Origin of the sequence: Banduia mediterranea (assembly GCF_031846245.1) — a bacterium.
Lineage (GTDB): Bacteria > Pseudomonadota > Gammaproteobacteria > Nevskiales > Nevskiaceae > Banduia > Banduia mediterranea.
In genome coordinates this window covers 1-17,269 of record NZ_JAVRIC010000018.1, presented here as the reverse complement: position 1 = coordinate 17,269, position 17,269 = coordinate 1, and the positions used below count along the sequence as shown (strand labels likewise).

The window sequence follows — 17,269 nt, the reverse complement described above, 5'->3', positions numbered from 1 at the left end:
GGTCAGTTTCCTTGTGGGTTGGAGTGAAGTGTGGCGTTTGTCTTGCTGGCTTTACGCAGCCGATAACGAACCAGCAGGCGGTACGCCGCGGGTATAACGAGCATGGATAGCAAGGGTGCCGTGACCATGCCGCCGATCATCGGGGCGGCTATGCGCTGCATCACTTCCGAGCCGGCGCCATGGCCGAGCAGGATGGGAAACAGACCGGCGAGAATGACCGCGACAGTCATTGCCTTCGGGCGCACGCGCTGCACGGCACCCTCGCGAATCGCTTCGTCCAGCGCTTCTGGGCCGGCGTGGGGATCGAGCGCAAGTTGGTGCTCCCAGGCATGGTGCAGATACAGCAGCATCACCACGCCGAATTCAGCGGCGACTCCGGCCAGCGCGATGAAGCCGATGATCGTGGCCACCGACACCGCATGACCAAGCAACCAGATCAACCACAGACCGCCGACCAGTGCCAGCGGCACGCTGGCCATGATCAGCGCCGCTTCGCTCACGCGTCGGAAAACGGCATAGATCAATAGAAAAATGATCACCAGCGCAATCGGCACCACCACCTTGAGTCTTTCCATGGCACTGGCCAGGTATTCGAACTGACCGGACCACGCCACGGTCGTACCCGGCGGCAATTTGACTTGCTGCGCCACCGCGCGTTGCAGGTTGGCCACCACCGTGCCCAAATCGCTGCCGGCCGTATCGACGTAGACATACGTGGCCAGCTGCCCGCCCTCGCTTTTCAGCATGGACGGTCCTGCTTCAACGGCAATGTCAGCGATCTGGCCAAGTGTAATCTGCGCACCGTTGGCTGCGACGATCGGCAACTGCCGCAGCGCTCCAATGGAATCGCGCTCGGCACGCGGGTAGCGCACCACGATGGGATAACGTTCGCGCCCTTCGACGGTCTGACCGATTGGATCGCCACCGACCACGGTTGCGATCAGTTGCTGCACGCGCTCCTGGGTCAACCCGTAGCGCGCGGCGACATCACGGCGGATGTGCACGTCGACGTAGCGGCCGCTGGTCGGGCGCTCGGCAATCGCTGAGCTGACACCGGGCACGGTCTTCGCCACCGTCTCGATCCGATCGGCCACAGTCTGCAGCGTAGCCAGGTCGGTACCCAGCACCTTGATGCCGATTGGGCTCTTGATGCCGGTGGAGAGCATGTCGATGCGGTTGCGGATCGGCGGCACGAACAGGTTGGTCAGCCCCGGCACGTGCACCGCCTTGTCCAGTTCCGCCTTGATCTTGTCCATCGTCATGCCGGGCCGCCACTGGTCCTTCGGCTTGAAGGTGATCGCGGTCTCGAACATTTCCAGCGGCGCCGGATCGGTGGCCGTTTCGGCGCGCCCGGCCTTGCCAAACACATGATCAACCTCGGGCACGGTCTTGATCATGCGATCGGTCAACTGCAGCAACTGCGAGGCCTTGCCGGCGGACAGCCCCGGCAGTGCAGTGGGCATGTACAGCAATGTGCCTTCGTCCATCGCGGGCATGAACTCGCTGCCGAGCTTGGTCATCGGAATGACCGCGGTGAGCAGCAGCACACCGGCCAGCACCAGGGTTGCTTTCGGATAGCGCAGCACGGCTTCGAGGAGAGGCCGATAGCCATGGATCAAACCCCGGTTGAGCGGATTGTCGCGCTCGGCACGGATGCGCCCGCGGATCAAATAACCCATCAGCACCGGCACCAGCGTCACCGCCAGCCCAGCCGCTGCCGCCATCGCGTAGGTCTTGGTGAAGGCCAGCGGCTTGAACAGCTTGCCTTCTTGCCCCTGCAGCGCGAAGACCGGCACGAACGACAGCGCGATGATCAACAGGCTGACGAACAACGCGGGCCCCACCTCGGCGGCGGCCTCGGCAATCAGCGACCACCGCTGCGCACCTTGCGGTTCACGTCCGTCGTTCGCGTCACGCCAATGTTCCAGATGTTTGTGCGCGTTCTCGATCATCACGATCGCCGCATCCACCATCGCGCCGATCGCAATGGCGATACCGCTGAGCGACATCAGGTTCGCCGTGACGCCTTGCAGATGCAGTGCAATGAAGGCGACCAACACGCCCAGCGGCAGCGTGATCACGGCCACCAGCGCCGAGCGCAGGTGCCCCAGAAACAACACGCAGACCAGCGTCACCACCAGGAATTCTTCGAACAACTTGCTCCACAGGTTCTCCACCGCGGCGTCGATCAGCTGCGAGCGGTCGTAGGTAGGCACGATCTCGACGCCGGCCGGCAGGCTGCGCTGCAGTTCCGCTAGCCGTGCTTTCACGGCGGCAATGGTGGCCTTCGCGTTCTTGCCCGTGCGCATCACGATAATGCCGCCGACCACTTCACCTTGCCCGTCCAGCTCGGCAATGCCACGGCGAAACGTCGGGCCCCGCCGCACCGTCGCCACATCGCGCAGCAGCACCGGCACACCGCCGGCGTTGGTGGTGATCGGCACGTTCTCGAAGTCCGCGCGGCTCTTCAGATAGCCTTCGCTGCGTACCATCAGTTCCGCTTCGCCCTGTTCGATCACCGAGCCACCGTTGGCGCCGTTCGCGCTGCGTACCGCATCGACCAGCTGCGCCACGGTGACGCCGCGCGCCGCCAGCGCCTGCGGATCGGGCACGATCTGCCAGGCGCGCTCCATGCCGCCCAAAGTGGCGACCTCGGCGACATTCGGCACGGTTTTGAGCTGATAGCGCAGGAACCAGTCCTGTAGCGCACGCAACTGGCCAAGATCGTGCTGACCGGTACGATCCACCAGCGCGTATTCGTAGATCCAGCCGAGTCCCGTGGCATCAGGGCCGAGGGCAGGCGTGACTCCGGCCGGCAGGCGATCCCGCGCCTGGCTCAGGTACTCCAGCACACGCGAACGTGCCCAGTACAAGTCAGTGCTGTCATCGAACAACACATCGACGTAGGAGTCGCCGAAGAACGAAAAGGCGCGCACCGTCGTCGCGCCAGGTACCGAGAGCATGGTGGTGGCCAATGGATAGGTGACCTGATCCTCGACCACCTGCGGCGATTGGCCCGGGTAACTGGTGCGGATGATCACCTGGGTGTCAGACAGGTCGGGCAGCGCGTCGACCGGCGTGCGCGTCACCGAGAACATGCCCATCAGGGCCAAGGCCAGTGCAGCCAACAGCACGAACACGCGATGCGCAATCGCCGCGCGAATCAGGGCGGCGATCATGGTCGGTCTCCCATCGGCATGCCCGGCATGGGCACGCTCGTGGCCGGCGCCGGTTTGGTGGGGGCGTCATTCAGACGCTCCAGCGCACCGGACAGGCTCGCTTCGGAATCGATCAGAAACTGGCCGGAGACCACGACTTTCTCACCACCCGCGAGGCCATCGAGAATTTCCGTATAGCCGCCGGCCGCCCGCCCGATGCGCACCGATACGGCACGAAAGTGGCCATCTCCCTCGGCGAGAATGACTCGCGTGTGGGTGCCCGTCGCGATCAGCGCGTCGTCCGGTACCACCGGTACGGCCACGTCCGGAGTCGGGTTGAGTTGCACGGTAGCGAACATGCCCGGACTCAAGGCACCGTCGGGATTGTCGAGCACGATGCGGGCGCGCTGGGTGCGCGTCACCGCATCCACGTCCGACAGCAAGGTTTCCACGGTGCCGTGGAACGACCGACCCGGCAGGGCATCGACCGTGACCCCCACCGGCGTGCCGCTGCGCACCGTGCCGGCCACCGCCTGCGGGAGTGCCGCCTCGACCCACACGGTGGACAGACCGTTCAAGGTCATCAGGGTCTGGCCTGCAGTGACGCGCTGGCCTTCACGCACATCCAGTGTCGTGACGACGCCCGCTTGCGGGGCGTGCAGTGTGATCGCCGCATCCGCGCCATGACGCGACGACTGAATATCCGCCGCTGTCAGCCCCAACACCTGCAGCCGTTGCCGCGCTGCGGAGCGCAGCTCGCGCGCGTCGGCGGACCGCGCCTGCTCCAGCGCGCGATATTCCGCCAACGCACTGTTCCATTGCGGCGCCAGCAACTGCGCCAGCGGTGCGCCGGCAGCGACCACGGTATACGGCGCGCGCACATCAAGCTTGCTGATTACCGCATCAACCCGCGCGCTGATCGTGCTGGCCTGGCGCAAGTCCCAGGTGATCGTACCGGGCACCCTGATGGCCGAAGCCAGCACCCGCCGCTCGACTAGTGCCGTGCGCACGCCGAGGTTTTGCACGGTGGTGGGATCGATTTGGATGACATCCTTGGGTCCACCATCATCGGCATACTTGGGCACCATCTGCATGCCCATCGGCGACAGGCCCGGCTTGTCGAAATGCTGCTGCGGCACCATCGTGTCGTACCAGTACAAGACTTTCTTGCCCGACGATGGCGACGTCGCGGCGGTACTGCTCGGCGCAGTGGGCGTGGACTGTCGCGCAATCAAGTAGCCAATGCCGCCGGCTACGACCAGCAGGATCAACGCGGCAACCGCCGCCACAACACGGTTGGTAATGGTTCGGTTCATGGCAGTTGCTCCGGCAAATTGATGACGCTTGGCAGGTTCTGCTCCGGGAGCAGATAAGCCAGTTGCGCCCAGGCCGTGCCCCAGGCGGCGAGCGCCTGCGCATAGGCCACGCGCGTGTCGATTTCATCGCGACGCGCTTCCAGCCACGGCTGCAGCGAGCCGCCGCCGCGATACGCCGCGAGCGCAGTGCGTGAACGGTCCGTGGCCAACGGCAGCAGCTGGTCGCGATAGGTGTTGACCTGCTTGTCATAGCCTTGCCACGCGGCAAGGCCCGCTGCAACCGCCTCGCGCTGCGCGCGGCGTGCATCCTCGTGCTCGTCTTTCACCGCGTCGCGCTCTGCGTAGCGCGCGCTGATGTCCTGGTCCTGCCGGTTGCCGGGGAACAGCGGTAGGCTGACGCCGACCTCGATGCCGATCATGTCGGGAAGGTGGATACGACTGCCGTACACCACGCCAACGCTCCAGTTCGGGCGTTTGCCGGCCTTGGCCAAGTCGAGCTGCGCTTGTGCTTGGTCCTCGCGTGCGCCCCAGCCCAGCAGCGGGCCTTGTCGATCCAGGTCGTGCAGTAGTTGCGCCGGAGGGGCAGGCAGCGTCGAGAAATCAGGCGCCTCCGCCAGTGCGCCACCGGCGTCGTCGCCGAGCCATCGCTGCAACGCGGCGCGCGCAGCGGCGATCTCCGCATCCACCGCGGTGATCCGGTTGTCGAGTTCGACGACGGCGGCACGTGCCGCCAGCACATCGGTCGCGTTGCCGGGGCCGCCACGGAGCCTCGCTTTGGCGAGCTGGACTGCAAGAGCGAACTGCTCATGCAAATCCTGGAGCTGTTTCCACTCGGTTTGCGCCGCCCACAGACGTACCCACGCACCGGCGGTCGCCTGCTTGACGGCGAGCCGCACCGTGAGGACATCGGCAGCCGAAAGCTGCACACCGGCATTCGCGACTGCCTTCTCGGCTTCGCGCTTGGGATGCGAGGGAATTTCCTGCATCAGACCGATGGTGCGCATGGTCATGCTGTCGGCCGAGGCACTGAAAGCCTGCGGGCCGGTCGCGGTGAGGTTGCTGATACCCGCTGTCAGTTGCGGATCGGGCAAACGCCCGGCGCGCGCAGCGTCATGTCGTGCGGCCTGTTCGCGCAGCAACTGCGCTTGCACTTGTGGCGCGCGTACGGCTGCGATTTGCGTTGCCGCAGCGAGACTCAAAGGTGTGTCGTCGCTTGCCGCGTGCAGCGGCAGCGCGATCAGCGCGAACGAAATGACAACCAGAAGCCGCGACGCGCGCAGGCGCCGCCAAGCGGGAAGAAAACGCATAAAACCTCCGCAAACGATCGTCCGCGGTGGCCCATGCCGCCGCGGTGGAACGTCGGGAGGTCTAAATCAGCAGGACGCGGAAACGCAGCGCGGGCGGGATGCCCGATAGTCGCCACGCTGCGGTGTGCTCACGCGCTGCATAGATGGCCGGCGATGTCGCAAGCACGATCGGGGCCGGGAGCAGCGCGGGCATCACCAAGGGCGGCACCGTAGGCGCGTGCGCGTCCTGGGTTGCCACCGCCTGATGCGCGCAGTGTGCCGGACATAGCGCCTGATTCTGCTGGCCATGCGCCATCGGCATGCCGTCGCAATGCATCGCCATGCCCACGTTCGAGACCGGCATATCCACGGCCGAACAGGCATACGACGCCAAGGCAACCTGCTGGAACAGCAGCGACAGCACCGCCAGCAGCACGAGCCGCAAGCGGATACGTCGAGTTGGTCGCATGAATCGCTTCACATGGGCATCTTAGCAGAGGCCCCCGTCGGGTTCAATTGATTCCGGTCAAATGAACGTGGGGTACACGCCGCCATTTCCGGTCACGACAGCCGCGGCAATTTCTCGGCATGACCCTGCAACGAGCGCGTTCCGCGGCGGTATCTTGATCACCGCGGTCTTCACTCGCGTCGCCAACGTTGGTCATCTTAGCCATGCCGCTTTTGGCCCAGCCGCAATGCGTTGGCAACCACCGACACGGAGCTCAAACTCATCGCCAAAGCGGCGATCATGGGGCTGAGCAACAGGCCCGTCAGGGGGTACAGCACGCCGGCCGCGATCGGTACGCCCAGCGCGTTGTAGAGGAACGCAAAGCCCAGGTTCTGCTTCATGTTGGCAACGGTGTCGTTGGAGATCGAGCGTGCCCGCACGATGCCGCGCAAGTCGCCTTTCACCAGCGTCACCTGCGCGCTCGACATCGCCACGTCAGTACCGGTACCCATGGCGATGCCGACATCGGCGCCGGCAAGCGCGGGGGCGTCGTTGATCCCGTCGCCAGCCATCGCCACCCGGTGCCCCTTGGCTTGCAGCTGTCGCACGAGGTCGATCTTGTCCTTTGGACGGACCTCGCCATGGACTTCGTCGATGTCTAGGGTGCGGGCGACCGCATGGGCCGTGGTGACGCCGTCGCCGGTGGCCATCACGATTTTCAGGCCCGCATCGTGCAGCGATGCGATGGCTCCTGCGGTGGTGGTCTTGATCGGGTCGGCCACCGCGAGCAGGCCGGCCAGGGCGCCATCGACCGCCAGGTACATCACGCTGGCGCCGGCCCGGCGCAGCTCCTCGGCCGGGATGGAAAGAACCGAGGCATCGACCCCGACCTCGTGCATTAGCGCGGTATTGCCGATCGCCAGGGCGGCGCCTCCCACCTGGCCGCGTACCCCAATACCGGTGGACGACTCGAAGCTCGCCGGTGTTTCCAGCGTCAGGCCACGACGGCGGGCTTCCGCGACGATAGCGTCGGCCAGTGGGTGCTCGCTGCCCTGATCGAGGCTGGCCGCCAGGCGCAGCACCTCCGGCTCGGTGAACCCTTCGGCCGCGAGCGCGGTGTGGAACGCCGGACGTCCCTCGGTCAAGGTTCCCGTCTTGTCCACGATCAGGGTATCGATCTTGCGCAGGTTCTCGATTGCTTCGGCATCGCGGAACAACACGCCTTCCCCGGCAGCACGGCCGGTCGCCACCATGATCGACATCGGCGTGGCCAAGCCCAGCGCGCAGGGGCAGGCGATGATCAAGACCGAGATCGCGTTGAGCACTGCGAACGTCCACGACGGGTCCGGGCCGAACAGTCCCCACACGAAGAAGGTCGCGACGGCGATCGCGAGGACCGCGAGCACGAACCAGAAAGCTACCTTGTCGGCCATGCGCTGCATCGGTGCGCGCGAGCGTTGCGCCTGTGCGACCAGTTGCACGATCTGCGACAGCACGGTCGCCGAGCCGACTTTCTCCGCCCGGATCACCAGGCTGCCGGTGCCGTTGAGGGTCGCGCCGATCACGCTGGAGCCGATGGCCTTTTCGACCGGGACGGGCTCCCCGGTCAGCATCGACTCGTCGACATGGGAGTGTCCCTCGATGACTTCGCCGTCCACCGGCACCTTTTCGCCGGGGCGTACGCGCAGGCGATCACCGACGTGAACGCGGCTGAGTTCGACATCCTCCTCGCCGCCATCGTCGCGCAGGCGGCGTGCGGTCTTGGGGGCCAGCCCTAGCAGGGCTTTCAGGGCAGTCGAGGTCTTCGAGCGGGCACGCAGTTCGAGTAGCTGGCCGAGCAAGGTCAGCGAGACGATCACCGCGGCGGCTTCGAAGTAGACGCCCACGCGGCCGTGTTCGTGGAATGACTCCGGGAACAGGTCCGGTACAAGGGTGGCGACGATGCTGTAGCCGAACGCCGCGCCGACGCCGATGCCGATCAGGGTCCACATGTTGGGACTGAGGTTGCGGACCGACTGCACGCATCGAACGAAGAAGGGCCAGCCTGCCCACAACACCACCGGCGTGGTCAGTACCAGCTCGATCCAGGTCCGGGCGTCCACCGGCAATCGGGGGAAGTGGTGGCCGAACATCGCCAGTACGAGCACCACCAGCGTTGCCGGCAAGGTCCACCAGAAGCGGTGGCTGAAATCACGCAGTTCGGGATGGTCCTCATCGTTCAGTCCTGGCATTTCCGGCTCCAGTGCCATGCCGCAGATCGGGCAGATGCCGGGACCGTCCTGGCGCACTTGCGGATGCATCGGACAGACATACATCGTTCCCGTCGGTGCCTGCACGGGGGCACCATCGGGTCGCCGGGTCAGATATTTGGCCGGATCCCTCGTGAAACTTTCCAGGCAGCGCGCCGAACAAAAATGATGCGTTACTCCATCATGTTCGGCGTGATGGGCGGTCTGGTGTGGATCGACCTGCATGCCACAAACCGGATCGATCGCGGTTGTCACTGCGCCGGGTTGGGTGTGACGTCCGTGGTTGTCGGCGCCCGTGTGGTGATGATGGGTGTTCATGCATCCTCCCATGACGATGGCAATGGCTTGACGTTGATCGACGTGTCAGTGTCCGTGGCGGGCGAAGTCGGACGTCGTGCCGTCGCGGCCGACCAGCTCAACCACGTAAGGCTGGACGCGGCCATCGGGCATCTCCATGCCCGGCGAACCGGCCGGCATGCCCGGCACGACGAGGCCCTTGGCATCGGGCTTTTCAGCCAGGAGCCGCTTGATGTCCGGCGCCGGCACATGGCCTTCGACAAAATAGCCGCCCACTTCGGCGGTATGGCATGACCCTTTGCCGAACGGAATGCCGACCTGACTCTTCACCGAATCGAGGTCGTCGACATCGCGCACGTCGACGTTGAAGCCCGCGGCACGCATATGGTCGACCCACGCGCCGCAACATCCACACGTAGCGCTTTTGTGCACCAGCATGACTGGAAGCGATGCGGCCGGTGAGCTTGCTGTTGCGGCATGGATTGTCGCGGAGGATGGCTGGCTGGACTGCGCATCGACGGGGTAGGTGCAGGCACCAAGCGCGCTGAAGGAAACAACGGAGATGGCTGCGAACAAAACGTTTCTTGCATTCATGGCTGAGATGCTCATTCGCTTCACGGTCATTCTCCCGATACCGGTGCGGATTGCCACTGGATCGAGACGATCTTCCAGTCTTTGCCGTCCTTCTTGAGATTGAGCAGTTCGCGGCTGCGCAACATGGTCGGCTTGCCCTTGACCATGGCTTGGATGTCGCTCTCGCTGCCGACCATCGCGGTGTCGCCCATCGGCATCGAACCGAGCGAGACGGGTGTGATCCTCGCGCTCTTCAGGAACGCGATGTCCTCGCCGAGATGGCCGTTCGCGTAGTCGTCACGCGTCTGGGTATGCCCGCCTTCGCTGATGGTGACATCAGGTGCCAGCAGGGCAAGCACCGCCGTTCGATCGCCATGCTGCAAGGCCGTGTGGAACGCCTGTGCCACAGCTTCGGCCTCTGGTGCCGCCTTTGGCTTCATTCCATCCAGCGACAGCGGGGTTTCGGCTGCAGGCGCGGTGGTCGACGCATGATCATGGCTATCCTCTGGAGCGGCGCCATGGCTGTGACCGGCCTCGCCGGACATGACCATGTCTTTCATGTCGGCAGCACCGTGAGCGTCCTCGTCAGCAGCCCCACCGTGGCTATGGCCGCCTTCGTCGCCCATGTCCATGTCTTCATCCGGCGGCGCCTTCGCCACCATGTCCTTGTATTGCTCCGGCGTCATGGCCGGCAGCTTCTGCAGGAACGCGACCATGCTCCAGATGGTGGGATCGTCGTGACTGCCACCCCATGCCGGCATCGCGCTCATCTTGATGCCGTGCTTGATGATCCAGAACGCGTCCTTCGGATCGACCCGCGTCTGTGACAGATTCGGTGGCTGCGGGTACAGTCCGGGGCGAAGCTCCGAGTCCTTCATGCCCGGCTTGAGGTGGCACTGGGTACACATAGCCGCGTACTGGCCGGCCCCTTTCAGGATCAGCTGGGGATCGTTGAGATCCGGAACCGTGAGGTCTTCCGAGCGGACATGAATGGAGCGCTCGCGCAGGGTCTGCATGACCGCGAAGACCGGCTTGGTGTGGTGATCGTCGGCCCCGATGTTGTAGAGGCCGGAGTACACGAACACGCCTGCACCGATGGCAAGGACGCCAAGAACAACGGCGACGGTGATGCTGTGATGCTTGATGTGCTGTTTCATGATGTTTCCCCTTAAAACCAGATGCGAACGCCGGCCACGATCTGCCGGTCGAGAACGGGTTGATGATCCTGCCGCGCGTAGTCGGCGGTGGTGCCGATGCGACGCACCCAGTTCACGCCGATGTACGGCGCGAACTGACGACGGATCTCGTAGCGCAGACGCAAGCCGAACTGAATGTCGGACACGCCGCTACCGATCCGGCGTTGCGGATCGTTCTTGCCGTACAGGTTGATCTCCGCTTCCGGCTGCAGGATCAGGCGCTGGGTGAAGAGCATTTCGTATTCGGCGCGCAGACGCGCGGCTGTACGACCGGAAGCCCCGACGTAACCCGTCGCTTCCACCTCGAACCAGTACGGTGCCAGGCCCTGCACGCCAAAGGCCGCCCACGTGCGCTTGGGGCCTTCGCCCAAGTCTTGGCGGCCACCCAGCTGAGTGCTCCAGAACGTGGCGATGTTGTGGTTCCAAAACGCTTCGAGGTCGCCGTCTTCCAGCTTGCCGCGGCTGCGCTCGCCTTCAGTGCGTACCCACAGCTTGTTCTCGTCGTTGCCGTACCAGCCTTCGGCTTCCCAACTCTGGCCGTTGGCATCGCGGCCGTGGAAGGCTTCCAACTGGTCGATCAACAGCCTGCCCAGCGGTGCGTTGTCGGCCATGTCCATGCCTTTCATGGAGCCGTAGCCGACGCCGTCGGAGTAGTCGGAGCTGCGCGCATTCGCTGGCGGACTCCCGCCCTGCATCGGGCCCATCGTCATGCCCGGCATCGCACCCATGCCGGTCATGTCGCCTTGATCCTTCTTCGGCATCGCGCCGTGATCCATACCGGCCATGCCGCTGTGGTCCATCCCCTGCATCGCTTCCGGGCTCATGCCGGGCATCGACGAGTGATCCATCCCCGACATGTCGCCGGCGGGTGCTGCCGATGCGGCAGGTTTGGCGGGCGTGGGCATGTCCGACATCGCGCGGTGATCCATGCCAGGCATGCTGCTGTGATCCATGCCCTTCATGCCATCCATGTTGTGGGAAGCCGGCGTCGGCGGGGCTGCGACGGGTTTCTTCCTGGCTTTCTTGGCAGGCGGTTTCGTTGCCGGCTTCGCCGTGCTGCTCGCAGCAGCCGGCATGGCCATACCGGACATGCTGCCGTGATCCATGCCTGGCATGGAGCTCATGTCCATCGACGATGTGCTGCTGGACGCGGGTGCACTCTGCGCCGTGACCACCGGTGGCAACGCCAGCAATATTGCGGCCAGCAACGCGGAACGCAGCGGGACGACTGAGGTGCTGCGGCGATTCATTTTCATGACACCACCACTTCGCGGAACATGCCCGCTTCCATGTGATACAGCAGGTGGCAGTGGTAGGCCCACCGACCGGGGTTGTCGGCCGACACCGCATAGGTGATGCGCTGCGCCGGCTGCACGTTGATGGTGTGCTTGCGTACCTGGAACTGGCCTTCGGGATTCTCCATCTCGCTCCACATGCCGTGCAGGTGGATCGGATGGTTCATCATGGTGTCGTTGACCAGCACGATGCGCAGCCGTTCGCCGCTGTTGAAATGCACCGGCTTGGCGTCGGAAAACTTCACGCCATCGAACGACCAGATGAAGCGATCCATATTGCCGGTCAAGTGCAGCTCGATCTCCCGGCTGGGTTCGCGCGCGTCGATCGGTCCGCCGATGGTGTGCAGGTCGGCGTAAGTCAGCACGCGTCGACCGTTGTCGCGCAGGCCGATGCCCGGGTCGTCGAGGTTGGTACGCGGCATGTCCACATGCATGTCCACGCCGGGGCCGTATTCGGTGCGGGCGTGGCGCACCACAGGCGCTGGCGCAGGTGCCATGCCCGGCATCGCACCGTGATCCATGCCGGCCATGCCCTGCATGCCCTGCATGCCGCTCATGCCCGACATGCCTTGCATGTTCCCGTGACCGGCATCACCCATCGCCATCGCACCCATCATGTCCTGCATGGCCAGCCACTGAATGGGATCGGGCTTGGGCACGTCTGCTTCCATGCCGGCGCGCGGCGCCAGCGTGCCGCGAGCGTAGCCGCTGCGATCGATCGACTGGGCGAACAGCGTGTACGCGCGCTCGTCCTGCGGCTCGACCATCACGTCGTAGGTTTCGGCCACCGAGATGCGAAATTCGTCGACCGACACCGGCTCGACGTCCTGGCCATCGGCCGAGATCACCGTCATCTTCAGGCCCGGAATGCGCACGTCGAAGATCGTCTGCGCCGATCCGTTGATGAAGCGCAACCGGATCTTCTCGCCGGGTTTGAAGATGCCGGTCCAGTTGCCCGCCGGCGCCGCACCGTTCATCAGGTAGGTGTAGGTGTAGCCGGAGACGTCGCCGAAATCGGTCGGGTTCATGCGCATCTCGTTCCACATCTTGCGCATGGCCAAGGCCTGGCCCAGCCCCTTCTCGCGCACATCGCGAAAGAAATCCGGCACCGTGGGCTGGGCGAAGTTGTAGTAGTCGCTCTGCTTCTTTAGCTTGGCGTAGATGCGCTCGGGATTTTCATCGGTCCAGTCGTTGAGCATCACCACGTAATCGCGATCGGTCGGATGGCGATCCGGGCTGGCCGGTTCGATCACCAACGGGCCATACAAACCCGTCTGTTCCTGGAAGCCCGAGTGCGAGTGGTACCAATAGGTACCGCTCTGGCGCACCTTGAACTGGTAGAGAAAGGTTTCGCCGGGAGCGATGCCGTCGAAGCTGATACCCGGCACCCCATCTTCCTGGAACGGCAGGATGATGCCGTGCCAATGGATCGAGGTCGGCACGCGTAACCGGTTGGTCACTCGAAGGTTCACCGTAGTGCCTTCCTTCCAGCGCAGAATTGGACCCGGGATGCCGCCATTGACGGTGGTCGCCAGACGCGTGGCGCCGGTGTAGTTGACCGGTGTTTCGGCAATATCGAGTGCGAAATCGGTGCCGCTCAGCACGGTGGGCTGGCCGGGGCTGGTCAGCGCCCAGGCATTCGAAGGACGCAGCAGGCCCAGGCCGGCTACGGCACCGCCGATGGCCACGCCTTGCACGAAACGACGCCGCGACAGATCCGCCGGGGGCGGGGAAAACAAGTTCATGGGATCTCTCCAAGGCAGGTGATATCGAACATTACCGATACCGATCACAGCCGATTGCTTGCGATCGCCGACACGCGACGATCGAACGCAAAGCTCATTAGCAACGAGGGAGAGTCAGACCGCCGGTGGTCGCAACGGAGGGGCGGTATTCAACGAAGGCGCGCTGCTGGGCAGCGGCAAGGCGTAGCGGGCGGTGATCGCAGTCGAGATCAGGGCAACTGCTGGTCCGGGTGGCAACGCGGTACTGCACATCGCGGCACAATTGCAGGTGTGTCCCGTCATGCCACCGCAGCAACCGGCCTGATCGTCGCAACAGGATCGGGATGCCTTGACGGCCACATGGTGGTGACAGTGTTCACTGACCGCCGCGACCGTTGCGTGCATGGGATGGGAGTGAGGACCTCCCGTCATGCCCATCGGTGCAGCGGCCAATGAGTTGATGACCAGCATCAGCCACGCCAGCATACCCATCGCCCGAAGACGACGTGAACGAGCGAGCAGACGCAGCGAGAAGGTCATGGGGCGAGCTTACCCGTGTGATCCGACACCCTCAACTCTGGAGGTGGGTTCAGGGGCCTCACGGCTTGCTGAAACCCATATGCAACGTGATCTTGTCACCGGCTTTCAGGCTGGCCATGGCGGACGGTGGAAAATGCACCTTCAAAGCCATGTCTTCGGTAGTCACGTCGACCATACCGGTCTTGGCATCGGCCGCCGTCACGGTCGCCGGCATCTGATGCATGCCCATCATGTTGCCGTGCATGCCCTTCATATCCGAGTGCATCGCACCCATCTTGTCCATGCCACTTGTGGGCGTGCTGTCCTGGGCCACGGCGATGCAACTGAAGGCCAAAGCCAGCGCCAGAGCGCCAAGCGTCGAACATAGCGATTTGCGTGAAATAGTCATGTGACTGTCCCAACGATGAGTTGCCAGACGCAACAGTGGAAGCGTGGGCCCATACGTGTGTACGGAAGTTGAAATTCCAGCCCGGACCCAGCCATTACACTTTCAAATAATCCTCACAGGCCACGATGAGCTCGCGCACCTCGAGCTGGGTGGCATCGGGGCGTGCCAGAAGGATGGCGCGCAGGTCCGCAACCTGATCGTTATTCGGAATCAGCTCCGACGGACTTTCCCACATCCAATCGATCACGATCGGGAGGAGTTTCGCGGCAGAAAGGGTCGCTACTTCCTGCCGGGTCGGGACATACATACCCGCACGGAAAACCGGGCTATTCAAGCCGTGGCTTTCCCGGGCGGCCTGGAACGCACTGTCCGGCATGCCAAAGCGATCGTCGGGATCAGTCATGACGCGTCTCCGTGGGGCACCGATGGTTCGATGCGTGTTTTCGTGGTGCTGGCATGGCGTGCATCCTCTTCGGCGTGAAGGTAGATCGAGGTCGTACCAATGGAGCTGTGACGCAGATTCTGCTGGATATGATGGATGGGCGTACCGTCCTCGGCCTGGTGCGTGGCGGCCGTATGCCGCAGCCAATGCGTCGATGCGCGACGTACCCGCGTGGCTTTGATCTCATCCTGGCGTTGCAGCGTCTCGGCCACGCGCCGGAAGCTGTCCTTGACGATCTGGTAGACCGCGGTGGGCGTCAGCGGGGAAGACCGTCCGGCGATGCCAAGAATGGCCGGGGTTTTGCCGTCGCTAGCGGGCAACGCCGGCAGCCCGTGGAAGCGCCGATAGCGGGCGAAGTCCTCCATGAGACCGTTGCTCAGGGGAATCGTGCCCTCGACGCCGCCTTTGCCCACGGTATGCAGCCACCATCGTCCCCGGATAGGTTGGAAATCCCCTTCGTCGGCAGCGGCCGCTTCGGCGGCCCGCAGGGCGGTTTCATAGAGGAAACGAAGCACCCAGCGAACGCGTTCGTAGCGCTGCCGTTCCCGCGCGGTTGTCTGTGGCCAGCCGTCGACGATGCGGAGCACCTCTTCCCAGAGGGCACGGTCCAAGTAGCGTTCGATCGTGCGGCGGGTGCCGCGGCGTGCCCGTCGGCGCTGCAGGACGAACGGGCTGCCCGCAAGATACCCAGCGCGCACGAGGTAATTGAACAGTCCCGCCAGGATGCCCAGGGCTTGGCGGCGGCTGCGCTCGGCCAACGGCCCGACGAACAGTCGCCGATGCTCACCGCGACGGGCGAGACCGGCGTCGCACCAGGTCGCCGGTGGCTGGGCAAGAAACGCCTCATAAGCGATCACATCCTCTCGCGTCAGGCTGGACACCGGCTTGCCGCGCACCTGCGTGGCCCAGAGCAACAGTCGCTCAGCCTCCTTGCGGTAACTGCGAAAGGTATGCGGCGAGTCGTGATATTCGGCCAGCCACAGGCCGATCGCGGCCACGTCGTCGTTGGCCGCGATCTGCCGCGCCACGCTGGCCGGTGCGCGGTTGGTGCCGGCACCTCCCGACAGGGCGGCTGGCAAGGTTGGGGGCAACGCCAAAAGGCTCACTGCAGGCTCAGTCATGCTTTCCGATGTCCGACGCCACGGAAAACACAGCGTACTGCCAAAAGACTTTCGATTATAGGAGTTATCGTAAATTTCTTGATTTAATCATTACGTATATAACGTAATACTATGATATACATTCTCTTATCCTTCGAAATTGACCCTCCGAGCGACTGGGAATTTGCCATGAGCCGTGTCAGCGATACCCGTCAGCGTACCCGTGAAGCCGCCGCCCAACTCGTTGCCGGTGCGAAGCGGCCGCACGAAATCACCGTCGACCAGATCTACGCCGTCATCCAGCAAGGCAGCCGTACGACGATCAATGACGAGCTGAAGCAGTGGAAGGACGAACGTACGAAGGCCGATGCGCTCGGTGCTGATCTCCCGGCTGCTGTGGCCGACGCCATGCGTGCCCTGTGGGTGGTGGCCGTCGAACAGGGCGAGGTGGTGTTCGCCGAACAGCGGAGCACTTTGGAAGCTGCCGTGGCAGATGCGGAGCAGCAGCACGCTACGGTTACGCAGGCGCGCGACGACGCATTGGCGACCTCAACGACACTGACCGAACAGTGCGAAACACTTCGACAGCAGATCACCACGCTGCAAACGCGAGTGGAGTTCGAGGCCACCGCGAAGAATCAAGCGCTTCAGGATGGCCAGGCACTGCAGCAGAAACTCATCGCACTCCAGACCGACACCGCCGAACAGATCGAACGCATCCGTCAAGCGCAAACTGACCAGGCCGAAGAATTCCAAGCCGTGATTGCGAGCCGGGATGCGGCTTTTCAGGTCGAACGTGATACAGCGAACGAGCGGCTGGAGGCCGCCCAAGCCCGCATGCTGCAGGAGATCGATACAGCTCGCGAAGGCCAGCGGCGCGCAGAACAGCAGATGGTCAAAACGCGAGAACGACTGGAGCGACAACAAGCCAGTTTGGCGGAGCTGCGCACCGAAGCAGGACATCACCGTCGTGAACTGGCCGAGCGTGATACCCGCTTGGGGGCATTGGCCGCGGCTGTCGCGGATCGCGATCGCATGGCCATCGAACTGGCCGCAGCTCGCGGGCAATTGGAAGGTTTGGGAACGGCGATGCAGTCGCTCGAAACTCGGGCTATCACCGCCGAGTCGCGTATCAGTACGCTGCTGGACGAACGGAAGTCGCCAGCAACGCCTCGGAAGAAACAGGGCAAGAAGTGAGACGCGTAAGCCTTGTTTGAGGCTTATGACCCAATTTTACCCTTATCCGGGCACGACCCC

Annotated in this window: 14 protein-coding genes; 1 reads left to right on the top strand and 13 read right to left on the bottom strand. The window is 64.0% G+C overall.

The genetic code is table 11. The features are described 5' to 3' along the window. Window positions 1–2: 2 nt before the first annotated feature. From RM530_RS12420 to RM530_RS12360, 13 genes are all read right to left on the bottom strand, one after another. Complete coding sequence (locus tag RM530_RS12420) at window positions 3–3,179, bottom strand: efflux RND transporter permease subunit (RefSeq protein WP_027485196.1); 3,177 nt, start codon at window positions 3,177–3,179, stop codon at window positions 3–5. Beyond that, window positions 3,176–4,474 (bottom strand): efflux RND transporter periplasmic adaptor subunit, encoded by a 1,299-nt coding sequence (locus RM530_RS12415; RefSeq protein WP_168149677.1) that lies wholly within the window; start codon window positions 4,472–4,474, stop codon window positions 3,176–3,178. The genes RM530_RS12420 and RM530_RS12415 overlap by 4 nt, the downstream gene beginning before the upstream one ends. Next, window positions 4,471–5,781, bottom strand: a complete 1,311-nt coding sequence (locus RM530_RS12410) for a TolC family protein (RefSeq protein ID WP_168149678.1) — start codon at window positions 5,779–5,781, stop codon at window positions 4,471–4,473. Before RM530_RS12410 ends, RM530_RS12415 begins: the two co-directional genes overlap by 4 nt. A gap of 61 nt (window positions 5,782–5,842) precedes the next feature. Continuing rightward, complete coding sequence (locus RM530_RS12405; RefSeq protein ID WP_311365548.1) at window positions 5,843–6,229, bottom strand: hypothetical protein; 387 nt, start codon at window positions 6,227–6,229, stop codon at window positions 5,843–5,845. A gap of 197 nt (window positions 6,230–6,426) precedes the next feature. Further along, the gene (locus tag RM530_RS12400; RefSeq protein ID WP_168149680.1) at window positions 6,427–8,775 is read right to left on the bottom strand and encodes a heavy metal translocating P-type ATPase; all 2,349 of its coding nucleotides are present in this window, start codon (window positions 8,773–8,775) and stop codon (window positions 6,427–6,429) included. A 45-nt stretch (window positions 8,776–8,820) separates the two neighbouring features. Beyond that, entirely contained in the window at window positions 8,821–9,348 is a 528-nt protein-coding gene (locus RM530_RS12395) for a DUF411 domain-containing protein (protein ID WP_395121386.1), read from the bottom strand. A gap of 26 nt (window positions 9,349–9,374) precedes the next feature. Next, window positions 9,375–10,484, bottom strand: coding sequence for a c-type cytochrome (locus RM530_RS12390; RefSeq protein WP_056763428.1), 1,110 nt, complete (start codon window positions 10,482–10,484; stop codon window positions 9,375–9,377). Window positions 10,485–10,495: 11 nt separating this feature from the next. Then, the gene (locus tag RM530_RS12385; RefSeq protein ID WP_349256234.1) at window positions 10,496–11,779 is read right to left on the bottom strand and encodes a copper resistance protein B; all 1,284 of its coding nucleotides are present in this window, start codon (window positions 11,777–11,779) and stop codon (window positions 10,496–10,498) included. After that, the gene (locus RM530_RS12380; protein WP_311365545.1) at window positions 11,776–13,563 is read right to left on the bottom strand and encodes a copper resistance system multicopper oxidase; all 1,788 of its coding nucleotides are present in this window, start codon (window positions 13,561–13,563) and stop codon (window positions 11,776–11,778) included. Before RM530_RS12380 ends, RM530_RS12385 begins: the two co-directional genes overlap by 4 nt. A gap of 114 nt (window positions 13,564–13,677) precedes the next feature. Then, window positions 13,678–14,082 carry a hypothetical protein gene (locus tag RM530_RS12375; RefSeq protein ID WP_168149682.1) on the bottom strand — a complete coding sequence of 135 codons (405 nt, stop codon included), beginning with the start codon at window positions 14,080–14,082 and terminating at the stop codon, window positions 13,678–13,680. 58 nt (window positions 14,083–14,140) lie between these two features. Then, the gene (locus RM530_RS12370; protein ID WP_311365544.1) at window positions 14,141–14,503 is read right to left on the bottom strand and encodes a hypothetical protein; all 363 of its coding nucleotides are present in this window, start codon (window positions 14,501–14,503) and stop codon (window positions 14,141–14,143) included. A gap of 61 nt (window positions 14,504–14,564) precedes the next feature. Continuing rightward, window positions 14,565–14,873: a hypothetical protein gene (locus RM530_RS12365; RefSeq protein WP_063107726.1), complete on the bottom strand. Its 309-nt coding sequence runs from the start codon at window positions 14,871–14,873 to the stop codon at window positions 14,565–14,567. Then, the gene (locus RM530_RS12360; protein ID WP_063107725.1) at window positions 14,870–16,033 is read right to left on the bottom strand and encodes a tyrosine-type recombinase/integrase; all 1,164 of its coding nucleotides are present in this window, start codon (window positions 16,031–16,033) and stop codon (window positions 14,870–14,872) included. Before RM530_RS12360 ends, RM530_RS12365 begins: the two co-directional genes overlap by 4 nt. Before the next feature lie 168 nt (window positions 16,034–16,201). On the opposite strand from RM530_RS12360, the gene RM530_RS12355 reads away from it, so the two are divergent. Next, on the top strand, window positions 16,202–17,209 hold the full coding sequence (locus RM530_RS12355) for a DNA-binding protein (protein ID WP_027485184.1): 1,008 nt from the start codon (window positions 16,202–16,204) through the stop codon (window positions 17,207–17,209). Window positions 17,210–17,269 lie beyond the last annotated feature (60 nt).